The 12,061-nt window shown below is 66.4% G+C and carries 13 protein-coding genes and 1 pseudogene; 4 read left to right on the top strand and 10 right to left on the bottom strand.

Features of this window, described 5'->3' with window-relative positions; translation table 11 throughout:
* Positions 1-85 precede the first annotated feature (85 nt).
* The gene (locus FV230_RS05250; protein WP_147841565.1) at positions 86-1,462 is read left to right on the top strand and encodes a cytochrome P450; all 1,377 of its coding nucleotides are present in this window, start codon (positions 86-88) and stop codon (positions 1,460-1,462) included.
* A 132-nt stretch (positions 1,463-1,594) separates the two neighbouring features.
* Here FV230_RS05250 and FV230_RS05245 read toward each other — a convergent pair whose 3' ends face one another.
* The 5 genes from FV230_RS05245 to FV230_RS05225 form a co-directional block, all read right to left on the bottom strand.
* On the bottom strand, positions 1,595-1,873 hold the full coding sequence (locus FV230_RS05245; RefSeq protein ID WP_147841545.1) for a LysR substrate-binding domain-containing protein: 279 nt from the start codon (positions 1,871-1,873) through the stop codon (positions 1,595-1,597).
* Between the two features lie 247 nt (positions 1,874-2,120).
* The gene (locus FV230_RS05240) at positions 2,121-2,753 is read right to left on the bottom strand and encodes a tyrosine-type recombinase/integrase (protein ID WP_147841544.1); all 633 of its coding nucleotides are present in this window, start codon (positions 2,751-2,753) and stop codon (positions 2,121-2,123) included.
* A 215-nt stretch (positions 2,754-2,968) separates the two neighbouring features.
* Positions 2,969-3,352: an acyl-CoA thioesterase gene (locus FV230_RS05235; protein WP_147841543.1), complete on the bottom strand. Its 384-nt coding sequence runs from the start codon at positions 3,350-3,352 to the stop codon at positions 2,969-2,971.
* Between the two features lie 24 nt (positions 3,353-3,376).
* A complete protein-coding gene (locus tag FV230_RS05230) occupies positions 3,377-4,051 on the bottom strand; it encodes an HAD family hydrolase (RefSeq protein WP_147841542.1) in 675 nt (224 codons plus the stop codon).
* Between the two features lie 99 nt (positions 4,052-4,150).
* The gene (locus FV230_RS05225) at positions 4,151-5,329 is read right to left on the bottom strand and encodes a zinc-dependent alcohol dehydrogenase (RefSeq protein WP_147841541.1); all 1,179 of its coding nucleotides are present in this window, start codon (positions 5,327-5,329) and stop codon (positions 4,151-4,153) included.
* Between the two features lie 408 nt (positions 5,330-5,737).
* Between FV230_RS05225 and FV230_RS05220 the strand changes: the two genes are divergently transcribed.
* Both FV230_RS05220 and FV230_RS05215 read left to right on the top strand, forming a co-directional pair.
* Positions 5,738-6,085, top strand: a complete 348-nt coding sequence (locus FV230_RS05220) for a hypothetical protein (protein ID WP_246694745.1) — start codon at positions 5,738-5,740, stop codon at positions 6,083-6,085.
* Between the two features lie 43 nt (positions 6,086-6,128).
* Positions 6,129-7,043, top strand: coding sequence for a PHB depolymerase family esterase (locus FV230_RS05215; RefSeq protein ID WP_147841540.1), 915 nt, complete (start codon positions 6,129-6,131; stop codon positions 7,041-7,043).
* A gap of 473 nt (positions 7,044-7,516) precedes the next feature.
* On the opposite strand, the gene FV230_RS30300 is transcribed toward FV230_RS05215, so the two are convergent.
* The 3 genes from FV230_RS30300 to FV230_RS05205 all read right to left on the bottom strand — a co-directional run bounded on the left by FV230_RS30300 (position 7,517) and on the right by FV230_RS05205 (position 9,380).
* Entirely contained in the window at positions 7,517-7,654 is a 138-nt protein-coding gene (locus FV230_RS30300; protein WP_210248612.1) for a hypothetical protein, read from the bottom strand.
* A 96-nt stretch (positions 7,655-7,750) separates the two neighbouring features.
* The gene (locus FV230_RS05210) at positions 7,751-8,752 is read right to left on the bottom strand and encodes an AraC family transcriptional regulator (RefSeq protein ID WP_147841539.1); all 1,002 of its coding nucleotides are present in this window, start codon (positions 8,750-8,752) and stop codon (positions 7,751-7,753) included.
* A 76-nt stretch (positions 8,753-8,828) separates the two neighbouring features.
* Positions 8,829-9,380 carry a site-specific integrase gene (locus FV230_RS05205; protein WP_246694744.1) on the bottom strand — a complete coding sequence of 184 codons (552 nt, stop codon included), beginning with the start codon at positions 9,378-9,380 and terminating at the stop codon, positions 8,829-8,831.
* A gap of 797 nt (positions 9,381-10,177) precedes the next feature.
* Between FV230_RS05205 and FV230_RS05200 the strand changes: the two genes are divergently transcribed.
* Positions 10,178-10,426, top strand: a complete 249-nt coding sequence (locus tag FV230_RS05200) for a hypothetical protein (protein ID WP_147841537.1) — start codon at positions 10,178-10,180, stop codon at positions 10,424-10,426.
* A 284-nt stretch (positions 10,427-10,710) separates the two neighbouring features.
* Here FV230_RS05200 and FV230_RS05195 read toward each other — a convergent pair whose 3' ends face one another.
* Both FV230_RS05195 and FV230_RS05190 read right to left on the bottom strand, forming a co-directional pair.
* A complete protein-coding gene (locus tag FV230_RS05195) occupies positions 10,711-11,526 on the bottom strand; it encodes an SDR family NAD(P)-dependent oxidoreductase (RefSeq protein WP_147841536.1) in 816 nt (271 codons plus the stop codon).
* A pseudogene (locus tag FV230_RS05190) lies at positions 11,523-11,933 on the bottom strand (DUF938 domain-containing protein); the annotation flags it as partial. The gene FV230_RS05195 and the pseudogene FV230_RS05190, both read right to left, overlap by 4 nt.
* Positions 11,934-12,061 lie beyond the last annotated feature (128 nt).

Here is a 12,061-nt window from a genome sequence, read left to right as displayed (position 1 = left end):
GGTGGCATGGGACCCTGCGCTAAACCTCGGCGGATCGGTATCACTGCGACGCACGGCCGCCATCGCCCACGATGAGGACGATCCGATGGAGACTATCACCGAGGCGACCGATACGCGTGGGCCAGCCGCTTTCACGCCGCCTATGCCGCCGCTGGCGCGGGACCACGTGGGCGCGCTCGGTGTCCTTGCCGGCTTGCGCCGCAACGCCTACTCCGCCTTTCCGCCCCGATGCCGCGAGCAGGGGGTGGTCGTGCTGCCCATGCCTGGCCGTGACGTCGTCGTCGCTGCCGGCCCGCAGGCGATGCGCGACGTGCTAGCCACGCGCCCGGAGCTTTACCGGCGCATCGCGGCCGGCGACCGTATCTTCGGTGCCCTCATCGGGCGTGGCGTGGCCGCCAGCGAGGGACAGGCTTGGCGTCGGCAGCGCCGGATCCTGGCACCGGCCTTCACGCCCCGCACCGTGACCCTGCTGGCCCCGCACATGGCCGCCTGTACTGAGGCGGCCCTCGGCCCGCTGGAGGCGTCCCGCGGGGCGCCCGTGGATCTGCTTGGCGTCATGCAGGACCTCAGCCTCGCGGTCGCCGGCACGAGCATGTTCTCCCTGGAGATCGCCACCTTCGGACCGCAGCTGCGTGGCCTGCTCCTCGCCTATGCTGCCGGCATCGGGCGGCCGCGGGCGAGCGACTTCATCCTGCCCCGCTGGGTGCCGACGGTGACGACCGTCCGCCGCGCGCGCTTCCGCCGGCGCTGGCGGGCGCTAATCCTGTCGATCATCGCCCGGCGCCGGGCCTCACATCCCCCGGGTGCGCCGCGCGACCTCTTCGATCTGCTGTCCGAGGCCTACGGGCACCGGGAGGAGGATCTCCTGGCCGACGAGGTCTCGACCATGATCTTCGCCGGGCACGAGACGACGGGCCTGACGCTGTTCTGGGCCTGCTACCTGCTGGCCAACGCGCCCGACTGGCGCGACGCCATCCGGCAGGAAGCGCGGCAGGTGGACCTGTCCCCGAGCGGGGCCGGGTCGGCCCTTGCCGCGCTGCCGCTCACGCGCGCCGTGGTGGACGAGGCGCTTCGGCTCTACCCGCCGGCCTACATGACGGCGCGCCAAGTCGTGGCGGACCACGTGCTGTGCGGCGTGCCCGTCAAGCGCGGGGCCATCGTGCTGATGCCGTTCACCCTGCTGCACACCGACCCGCGCCTGTGGGTTTTGCCCGATCGTTTCGACCCCGGTCGCTTCCTCGGACCCGAGAAACCGGATCGCCACGCCTTCCTGCCATTCGGCGCGGGCCCCCGCGTGTGCATTGGGGCGCAGCTGGCCACGTCGGAGGCGGTGCTGGTCCTGGCGCGATTGCTGCGGGACAACGACCTCGTCCTCGACGACGACGGCCCGGTGCTGCCGGTCGGCGCGTTCGCCACCCGGCCGAACCGGTCTCCGACCTTCCGCCTGCTGCCCTGTGCCTGAGAACCCGCGCCGGCCGAGGAGGCATGCCGTTTCAAGTCGGTGACGTCGCCGTGCCTCGAGAGCGGCCCTCAATCGGCAGTCTGAGTTCCGCCCCGCTCCGGGAGCGCAGCATCGATCGCACGTTTCGCAGCCTCACAGGTCAGGAAACGCTTTTGCCAGATGGTCGATCAGGGCGCGAATGGTGTGCGGCAGGCCGCGGCGTGTCGTGAACACAAGATGGACGATACGGTTCCTGCTCCGCCATTCCCGGAAGACGCAGACGAGCCTTCCAGAAACTATGTACGACGTACAGGCGCGATCAGGCAGGAAGGCGACGCCCAGTCCGTCCGCAGCCGCTCCGCAGAGAACCGCGTAGTGGGCGCAGCTCAGGATGGCTTCGCACGGACGAAGGCGCCCGCTAGCTTGGCTCATTCCAACAGGCTGCGAGTATTTCGCAGGTCCGCCGTGCCGGGTACGACTACCGCGCTTCAGTCGGGCGGCACCGATTGTCCATCGGCGAAGAGCTCAGCTCATCAAGCCGGTGCCTTCCGCTTGCATGGGAACGGGGTAGAGGTCTGCTTTCACACACCTGCATCGTCACTGTGAATGACCGAGATGGACGCTTTACTGCTGGACTAGTTTGAAAGCCCCTCGACAATGGAGCCGAGGGGCCTAGCGTTCAAATTTCAGTACCTTCTGCTAGGGTCAGAGCATCCTCGACGTCCACACCAAGGTACCTGACCGTGCTCTCGATCTTGGTATGGCCGAGCAGGATCTGGACGGCACGCAGGTTGCCGGTCCGCTTGTAGATCAACGATGCCTTGGTGCGGCGGAGGGAATGGGTTCCGTAGTCCTCGCTCCGCAGCCCGATGCCCGTGACCCACTCATCGACCAAGCGCGCATACTGCCGGGTGCTGATGTGCGTGACGCCGTCAAGCCGGCTCGGGAAGGCATAGTTGTCGAGCGTTCCACCCCTGGCCTCCAGCCACGCGAGGATGCTGGTACGGGCAGGTTCGAGCAATTCGAACTGCACGGGTCGGCCGGTCTTGCGCTGGATGACTATGGCGCGGCTACGGACGCGACCACCGCTGACAAGGTCGCCAATCTTGAGTTTGACGATGTCGCAGCCGCGCAGCTTGCTGTCGATGGCGAGATCAAACATTGCCCGGTCGCGTGTGCGCCGTTCGCGGTCGAGCCAGAACCGGATGGCCCAGACCTGCTGAGGTTTGAGCGCTCGTTTGGCCCCGAGCTTGCGGCCTACGTTCCAGGCCGGCCGCCCTTTCGTAGCCGGATCGTGTGCAGAGTGTCCCATCGTCTGTCTCCTTGCCGGCCCATGCCGACAAGGTGAGGAGACACCCGAACCGAAGCTATGAAGATGGGGGCATATGCGGACATTCCGATGGCGAACCGTGCCAGCCGTAAGGAAGGACATCGACGCTTCCCGAAAGCATCCATGCATAGGAGTCCAGACACCTCGGCCCTGCACCCTGAGAACGGCGAACGCCTCCAATTCCTGTTAGACCGGAGTTAGGTCCGATGCCGCGCCTTCCCCTCGTCGTCCAAGGCGACATAGGTGAACACCCCTTCGGTGACCTTCTGCGGATCACCTCCGGTCCTATCCCGGATCCAGACCTCGATCCGAACGCCCAACGATGTCTCACCGTCTTCCTGTAGGGTGCAGTAGCAACTCACCTCATCGCCGACCGAGATCGGCCTGAGAAAACGCATTGCGTCGATGCTGACTGTCGCCACGCGGCCCTTAGTTCGCTGGGCAGCAAAGGTTCCGCCGGCCAGATCCATCTGCGAAACCGTCCAGCCTCCGAAGATGGCGCCAGCAGCGTTCGTGTCGCGCGGCATGGCGATGGTGCGCAGGTGTGGACCCTCGGACGGGCTTGAGCTCGTGGCTGCCATGGGAGGTGCTCCGTCCTTGTACGATCAGGCCTGCGACCCGGCGAGTGGCGAGGTCTCGTATCGGGCGAGCAGTTCAGCCGGATCCCGATAGGTGGCGATGCAGCCGGCCTGCATGAGTTCTTCGACCGTCCACCCCCCCGTAAGCAGCCCAATCGTCCGAATGCCGGCCTTGGTAGCAGCTTCGGCATCGTAGGGCGTATCACCGACGACGACGGCATCCTGTGCCGCGACGCCGTTTAGGCGCTCCAGGGCCGCCTGGAAGATGTCCGGGTTCGGCTTGCTCTCCTCCGCGTCATCAGACGACGTCTCGATGCTGATGAGATCGTCGATCTCGGCGATCTTCTTGTAAGTCTTGAGCTCGTCGCCCTTGGCGGAGGAGGCGAGTGCGAGCTGCTTGCCGTCGGCCAGCAGGCGCTCGACGAGCGCCCGAACCTGCGGCAAGCCCTTGATGGTCGGGAGGTAGAGCTCCTTCAGGATCCCCGAGCGGTGCTCCTCCAGGGCATCGCCCTTCTCGGCGATCTCCGCCTCCGACAGGAACACCGGCATCAGGAGGTCCCCGCCCTTGCCGATCTGCCTCCTGAGTTCTTCGAAAGGGATGTCGTGACCAAAGTCCCGGAAGGCATCCTGCCAGGCACGGGCGTGCTGGGGGACCGAATCGATGAGGGTACCATCGACGTCGAAAATCACCGCGGTGGGCATGAGACGCTTTCTTGTCTGTTATTGGCGGCGGCGACCCATCAGGAGCCGGCCTTGCCCCTGTCCTTGGAGATGAACGTGCTTCAGCTCCGTGGTCGTCCTTCAGCCGTGAGGCTTGAACACCACCTTGGTGCAGGCATCCTTCTTGTCCCGGAACATGTCGTACAGCGCCGGGCCGTCCTCCAGGTTCGTGGAGCGATGGCTGATGATGAAGGACGGGTCGATGTCGCCGTTTTGGATGCGCTCCATCAGCGGCTTCATGTAGCGGACCATGTGGGTCTGGCCGGTCTTCAGGGTCAGGCCCTTGTTCATCAGGACGCCGAGGGCGACGGGACCGACCGGGCCCGCGAAGACGCCGGGCATCGAGACGTTGCCACCGGGGCGGCAGGCCAGGATCGCCTGGTTGAGCGCGAACGGACGCTCCAGGCTGACGGTGTGCTCCATAATGGCGGACGACACCTTCTGCAGCGTGGTGTCCGCCCCGTGGGACTCCATGCCGACGGCCTCAATGACCGAGTCTGGTCCGAGGCCGTGGGTCATCTCCATGAGCGTGTCCTGGATGTTCTCGGTGGATAGATCGATTGTCTCGGCACCGGCTTCCCGCGCCAGGGCGAGGCGCTCCGGGACGCTGTCGATAGAGATGACGCGCTTGGCGCCCAGCATCAGGCAGCACTTGACCGCGAGCACGCCGACTGGGCCGCAGCCCCAGATCGCCACCGTGTCCTCCGGACCGATGTCGCAATGCTCGGCGGCCTGGTAGGCGGTCGGGAAGATGTCGCTAAGGAACAGCACCTGCTCGTCGGTCAGGCCCTCGGGTACGACGATGGGGCCGACGTCGGCGTAGGGCACCCGCAGGTACTCAGCTTGGCCCCCGGGGATGCCACCGGTGAGGTGCGAGAAGCCGAACAGTCCAGCGAGCGGATAGCCAAACACCTTGGCCTGCATCGCTCCATTTGGATTGGTGCGCTCGCAGCAGCTCCAGTTGCCCCACCTGCATTGGCGACACTCGCCGCAGCAGATCGTGAAGGGCACCACGATGCGGTCGCCGACCTTCAGCTTGGCGTTGTCCCGACCAACCTCGATGACTTTACCCATGGTCTCGTGCCCGAGGACGTCGCCGCACTCCATCGTGGGCATGAAGCCGCCCATAAGGTGAAGGTCCGAGCCGCAGATCGCGCAGGCGGTCACCTTGATGATGACGTCACGACCATGCTCGATCTTCGGGTCCGGCACAGTCTCGCACGAGATCTTGCCTCGGCCCTGCCAAGTAAGTGCCTTCATTTCGATGATCCTACTGGAAAATATCACGCGCTAAACCGCGGAAAAAACCGCTCGCCGCCGAGCGCTAAGCATGATGACAACTAATCCCCGACTCTCTTGATCCCACGAGCGACAATCAGAATTTTAGCGAATGGGATCGCCCGACCGCCTTTCGGGACGCTGGCAGCCTTATCACCTCAGGAAGGGTGGCGACCGCGCCCGGCCGGACCATTACCGGGTGACCGGACCGGCAAGTTGCAGCGATGGCGGTCGACACGGGTCTGCCCGGCGTTTTGTGTTGCAGTGCAACATTCGTCGCTGGCTCGTGTTGGATAGATGCTACCCTCGCATCGCCGCGTGAGGGACGGCATCCCGATCGTCCGCTCGTCGTGCGGGTCCGGAGGTGCTGCCATCCCCCAGAGAGACATCATGATGCGCCTGATTGCCACCGCTGTTCTTGCGACCCTACCGCTTCCCGCCCTCGCATCGTCCTGCGCCGAGCAAATCAGCACCATCGAGCGTCACCTTGACAGCGCTGGAGCAGTTCAGGTCGCCAGCCTTCGGCCGGGCCACGAGCTTCGATCGGGCTCACCACGGGGCCTGACCACCGTCCGAAGCGGCTCTCCGAGCGATCCCGAAACGGTCTCGACCGCCGACCACATCGCCGCCGCGCGGACCCTCATCGTCCGGGCGTCCGCCGAGGACCGAGGCGGCGACAAGCGCTCATGCGTGAATACGATGACCGAGGCAAAGGGCATGATCGGCGCCCTGCCGTAGCTCACATTCCGCTCCGTACAGGGCCATCCTTGAAAGCATCCCTATGACAGAGCGTCCCGGACCCGCGGCGATTGAATCGGCGGAGCGATCCATCGACCGGCCCGGCGCCTTGGCACGTCGGTACGGCAACCAAGCCGGTAGCCGCGCCTACGACCTGTTTGTGCCGTCGGGTTCCGGACACGGTCCCCGTCCGCTCCTGGTGATGCTCCACGGCTGCTCGCAGACCGCGCGCGACTTTGCCATCGGAACCCGGATGGACCGGCTGGCCGAGGAGCAGGGCGTCATCGTGGCCTATCCCGATCAGCCCCGGTCGGCCAACATGCTCAAGAGCTGGAACTGGTTCAGAGACAGCGACCAGCACCGCGGGAGGGGCGAGCCGTCCATCCTCGCCGGGCTGACCCGACGGATCATGGAGGACCTCGACGTGGACCCGGCAAGGGTCTACGTCGCGGGCCTGTCCTCGGGCGGGGCAGCGGCCGCGGTGATGGCCCAGGCCTACCCGGACATCTATGCCGCCGTCGGCATCCATTCTGGACTCGCCAGCGGGGCCGCCGTGTCGATGGCAGCAGCCCTCTCGACGATGCGCCGGGGCGCCGTGCGTCAACCGTTGCGGACAGCGCATCCGGTCCCGACCATCGTGTTCCATGGGGACCGCGACACGACCGTCGCATCGATCAACGGGGACCAGGCCATAGCGCAATCGCGACCGGGGACGGAACTAACTGGCACCACCACCGAGGGGCGTTCCGCAGCCGGGAGGTCGTTCACGCGGACCGTCCTGGCAGAGACCTATGGAGCCTGGTCATCGGAGCAATGGCTCCTGCACGGTGCCGGCCATGCCTGGGCCGGAGGCCACCCATCCGGGTCACACACCGATCCCCAGGGCCCCGATGCGAGTCGGGAGATGCTGCGCTTCTTTATGTCCCACGCGATGGGTGCGCGACTGCATATGACCTGACGAGCGGCACAGATCGGCTCCGCGGTGATGTCTCCGAGTGGCCAAGGACTAGTAACGTCGAGGGCGCCCCGACGATTGTCGACGTGACCTGCCCGTTTTGGGTGCGACGCGCTCGCTCTCGTGCAACGGGCAGTTGTCCTCCCGCCGCCCCGAACCGAAGTCGGTTGAGCACCGACAAACGACCGCTTCGGAGAAGCGCCCAGGGCGGTCCGGACGTTTCGATTGGGGCGTAAACGGGCGCGGCAGCAACGTCTGCTGACGTACGTTGCCGTCCGAAAGCGGACCGGCGGAAATCCACCCGTTCAGCCACGGGTCTCGGTCTACCAAGCTGCCCGGAAGCAGACCTTGCAAGGGTCCGCAGATGGTCGTGAGCGGGCGATACGGCCGTGCCTCCTTCTACAAACTCCCTCCCGGAAGCAGACCATCGCAAATCTGGTCATTGTACAGACTGGCGGCCGTCGATCGACGCCATGTCAGAACGCATTGAGAGTCGACGCGACCGCTGATCGCTGAAACGATGACCGCGGTGTGGTGGGTCGCTTGAGATTCGATTCGCCTGAATCATCCACGCCGAACAGGCGGATTATGCGCTTCTTGTTGTCGGCGAGCATCACGAGGCTGATCTCGGTCCTGACGCCTCTGCGCTTTGTTGTGAAGGGCACACTGCCGGTCCAACCTTTGAGAGCCGACATGGCGCCCGGAGGCCCCTACAGGTCGCGTAGCCATGCGATCAGCGCTGCGTTGCCGTTTCCACCTGGGATGGCAACGGGCATGCGTGCGGGCGTGACCTCGCTCGGGTTGATCCCATACTTGCGCCGGAAGGCGCGGGCGAAGACGATCGGGTGGTTGAACCCGCAGGCATGTGCGAGCTGCGCCATCATCGGACGGTGCTCGCCATCCGTCCGGCTCAGCCGCCGCTTCGCCTCGGCCAGGCGCCGATCGCGGATGTAGGCGTAGAGGCCGCCCGCGTCCGAGAACAGTTCGTAGAGGATCGTGCGCGACAGGCCGAACTCGGCCATCAGCATGGCTGCGTCGACGCTGGCGAGATGGCACTCGATGTAGCGACGTACGGCAAGGCCGAGGGCGACCGACCGTGGTGATCCGAGGTCGCGATCGACGGGTAAGAAGCCGGCTAGCAGCGCCCGGCACAGCGAGAGGGTCGCGGGCGCCAGATGGCGTGCCTGGGCGAGGCTGAGGTCCGATAGGCAGCCGCCGGCATGGCGCATGTGGTCGGCGAGCATCGCACCCAGCTTTGCCTGCGGCCCAGATAGCACCTGGCCATGCCAGTCGGGAGGCTCGGCCCCGGCCTCGATCAGGCGGCGGGGTACGACGATGGCATGCCCGGAAAGCGGCTCCATCACGATCCGGAACGGCTGCGACAGCTCGAGCAGCAGGATCGCCCCCGGCTCGATCGCGGCGTCCGTCCCCGGGGCGGTGACCCGGGCGCAGCCGCCGGCCGGGGTCCACAGCACGAGATGGTCGAGCCCCTGGGCCAGGACCCTCTCAGTGTCCCGTTCGAGCACCTGAGCCGGGCTGTCGTCGACCGTGAGGATGATCTCGCCGAGATGGTGGTGGCGCAGGAACGCCCCCGGCGGCACCACCGCGTCCGCTCGGAGGTGTCCCGCGTACAGCGGCGCGAGGCTGGCGAGCCAGGCCCGGTCACGGCGACCGTCCTGCGGGATGTGCGCGAAGCGATGCTCGAGGATCACCGCCCCGTCGCACCCGACCGATCTACGGGTCTACATCGCCCGTCAGTGCAACGGCTGCCGCGCCCACGCTCGGCCGCTACCACATGCGGGCGGCGATCTCCCGTTCCTCGGCACCCATCACGTCGGCGTAGATCGCCGTCGTCGCGATGTCGGCGTGTCCGAGCCAGCGCTGCAGCAGGTTGAGCGGTACGCCCGAGCGGACGGCATGCACGCCGAAGCCGTGGCGCAAGCCCTTGGGCGAGGCGGCCGAGGCGCCGACGCCGGCCTCCCGCATCACGGCCTTGATCCGCTGCCACGCGGTGCTGCGCCCGATCGGCCACAGCCGCTCCTCGGACGGCGCAAGGTCGTGCACGAGGTCGAAGATGGCCATCACGCTGCCGGGCACCGGCACGTCGCGCACGATGCCGGTGCGGCGCTTCTTCAGGCAGTGCAGGCTGACGATGCCGCCGGCACGATCGAGGTCGGCATGGGTGAGCGCCAGCGCCTCGGAGACGCGGCAGCCGGTCCAGGGAAGCACGAGACAGAGGGTGAGGATGTCCGGGGGCTGACGGGCGGCCGCGGCGATGAAGCGGGTGCGCTCGTCGGGGGTAAGGTACTTGCGCCGCCCCTGGGCGGTGTGGAGCGACATGCCGGGTGAATTTCCGGGTGAACGGCTGGAGGCCGCCGAAGGCCCGCACCGGCGTGCGACAGGGCGCACGGGCGTTCCGGGAAAGGCTGGGCTGGGGGGCATCGGGACGCGTCCTCGCACGCGGCCGGGCCGCTGCAACTGTGACCAGAATTGCCAATTTTGTTCGACGCCGCCGCCGGAGCGCCTGCCGCGCTCAGGCGGCGGGATGGAACGGTCAAGCCTGTACCGCAGGGTTGGTCGCTCGCGCAAGCCTAGAAATCAAGTCGAACCAAGGTTGTAGACACAATTGGCAATTCTGTCCGACGAATCGCTGCTGATGTAGCGCCAACACGAGGCTGCGTAAAGCGGGATGATGCAGATTGAAGACGATCCGACACGCTTCTGTGCTTGGCTTGATCGTCCGACTTGGACATCACTCTCGCGCAGGCATGTGATGTCCAAGTTCACCCAAGCCGTTGCCGGATCATGACGATTCGGCGCCGCGTGATAACCGACACCGCTCCGAGGCATGGCGAATGACCCACAAGCCAGCGCCTCTGCGTCGGCTTCCACCGCACCTCGGCGAGTTTTGTCCGCCGCGCGGTATCAGCCTCACGCCCCTAGCCCCGCGATCCCTGCATCGGCGCGGTTCCGGACGGTGGCCGGACGAGACGGCCGGCAGCGTGATGAGGCGTGAGTTTTCGCCGGAAGGCGTCGCCGTGGGCATCGTCCTTGTCCTGCTGATCTCCTTCTTCGCCGCGATCGTCACCGGCTGGCCGGTCTGACGCGCTTCGATCCTGCCTCGCGAGTGATCCCCCGTGCCTGAGACCTCCCGCCCAAATTCGCCGGTCCGCCATGGCTGGGCTCGCCTATGGCGAGCCATCGAGGCGTGGCTGCCTGGTGAAGATCTCGCGTCGCTGGCCACCTGGGCGATGCTGCTGCTGCTGGCGAGCCTGCTGCTGATGTTCATCGTTCGCGAAGTCCGGGACGTCGCGCTCACCGGATGCCCCGGCTACGACGGCGTGACCCACCGGCAAGCGGCCGACGTGCTCTGCGCAGCGCGTTGATCGGCAAACGATCGCGCCACGTTCCAGCGCTTCCTCGCGGGACGGACCGAACGGGACGGCAGGGTCGATCCTCGCCCAAACGCGAGAGACAACTTCACGAAACAGCAGCTTCACTGCTGCTTCAGCGATCAATCCTGACGCGAACTCGTGACCCATCCCGGTCGTCCGACGCCGCTTCATCGAGAGCCTGAGAGCGAACGTTCCCAGGGGCCGCAAAGGGTCGGCACCAGACGGTCGCTTACCCGAAACTGAATGTCCGCTGCTGGGCAGTGGGCTGATGTCCGCTAATGGCGCATTTCGTAAGCGATCCCAGCTCCGAACGATCGCATGGCGTCGCCCCGGGCATTCGTTCGTTCGGGCTGAAACCTCGCGTAGGCGGGGATCTGCGAGCCATCCCAAGCGAAGACGCCGCCGGTGTCGTTTGCGCCTAGGCCGTCCAGCACGCGCAAGAGATGCGCCGCGCTCCCGTCGGGCGAGAAGACGCCGTCGGCCGTCGGATCCGGCCGGAAGGGTCGCGACAGGCTGGAGGCGACCGTGCCCGGATGCAGGCCCACGACGATGGCATCCGGTCGGCTGCGGGCGACCTCGATCGCGAGCGTTCGCAGGATCTGGTTCAGGGCCGCCTTCGAGGCCCGGTAGGCGTACCAGCCGCCAAGTCGGTTGTCGCCGATCGATCCAACCCGCGCCGACAAGGCCGCGAAAACGCATCGCTCCCGTCGTGCCAGCAGGGGCACGAAATGCTTGGCGACGAGTGCAGGGCCGATCGTGTTGACCGCGAAAACGGTGGCCATCGTGGTGGGGGCGAGCGCTCTAACCGTCTTCTCGGGCGAAACGCCCGCCCGGTGAAGAAGGCCGGTGGCGACGATGACTAGACCCACCGGTCCGGCTTCGCCGACCCTAGCCGCCGCCGCGGCAACCGTTGCCTCAACGCTCAGGTCGATCGGGAGGGTTCGGACGCCCTGCGGGGCCGATGACGCCGACCGGGACAGCGCGAAGATCGGCGCATGGGTCGCACGCTCGGCGAGCGCGTCGACCAAGGACTTGCCTATGCCGCCGGACGCACCAACGACGACCGCGCTGGTCGGGCGCAAGGGGGTCAAGGCGTGGACTCCTTGTCTACCGTAGAGCCTCGGCGCCCTCGATGAAAGATCAGACTGAGATTGTTGGCCGGCATCACGATGCGCTCGGCCAGATGCAGATCGTGCGTCCGGCCGGCTGCCGCGACCGTCTCGATATCACGGATCCCCCAGGAGGCATTCTTCGCGCGCAGGCTGTCGTCGAACGCGGCGTTGCTCGGAGCGGTGTGCGCGCCACCCTCCCGAAAAGGACCGTACAGGTAGAGCACACCACCTTCCGCGAGCGTCGCTTCTGCGCCAGCCATCAGCCCGATGGTCGCGTCCCAGGGGGCGATGTGGATCATGTTGATCGCGACGACCGCATCAGCCCGGGTAACCGGCCACGGGTGACGAATCGCATCGATCGCCAGCGGCGACCGGATGTTCGCTAGGTGTTTGATCCCGCGGTGTGGTGGTACGGTTGACCACCATGCTGCGAGGGATGCGCTATGGGCCAGGTTCTTCATGGAAGCGCCACCACGACGGAGGCAGTCCGTCGCGCGATCCAGCTACGTGAAGA

The sequence above is a fragment of the Methylobacterium sp. WL6 genome (assembly GCF_008040095.1).
Taxonomy (GTDB): Bacteria; Pseudomonadota; Alphaproteobacteria; order Rhizobiales; family Beijerinckiaceae; genus Methylobacterium.
The sequence above is the reverse complement of the archived record's forward strand: the minus strand, read 5'-3'. Positions and strand labels throughout refer to the sequence as shown.

Bases quoted from the DNA above. Each gene is read 5' to 3' on its own strand.
- FV230_RS05250 (WP_147841565.1), top strand. From the start codon at position 86: ATGGAGACTATCACCGAGGCGACCGATACGCGTGGGCCAGCCGCTTTC.
- FV230_RS05245 (WP_147841545.1), bottom strand. From the start codon at position 1,873: ATGAGCCAAGCTAGCGGGCGCCTTCGTCCGTGCGAAGCCATCCTGAGC.
- FV230_RS05240 (WP_147841544.1), bottom strand. From the start codon at position 2,753: ATGGGACACTCTGCACACGATCCGGCTACGAAAGGGCGGCCGGCCTGG.
- FV230_RS05235 (WP_147841543.1), bottom strand. From the start codon at position 3,352: ATGGCAGCCACGAGCTCAAGCCCGTCCGAGGGTCCACACCTGCGCACC.
- FV230_RS05230 (WP_147841542.1), bottom strand. From the start codon at position 4,051: ATGCCCACCGCGGTGATTTTCGACGTCGATGGTACCCTCATCGATTCG.
- FV230_RS05225 (WP_147841541.1), bottom strand. From the start codon at position 5,329: ATGAAGGCACTTACTTGGCAGGGCCGAGGCAAGATCTCGTGCGAGACT.
- FV230_RS05220 (WP_246694745.1), top strand. From the start codon at position 5,738: ATGATGCGCCTGATTGCCACCGCTGTTCTTGCGACCCTACCGCTTCCC.
- FV230_RS05215 (WP_147841540.1), top strand. From the start codon at position 6,129: ATGACAGAGCGTCCCGGACCCGCGGCGATTGAATCGGCGGAGCGATCC.
- FV230_RS30300 (WP_210248612.1), bottom strand. From the start codon at position 7,654: ATGCTCGCCGACAACAAGAAGCGCATAATCCGCCTGTTCGGCGTGGAT.
- FV230_RS05205 (WP_246694744.1), bottom strand. From the start codon at position 9,380: ATGTCGCTCCACACCGCCCAGGGGCGGCGCAAGTACCTTACCCCCGAC.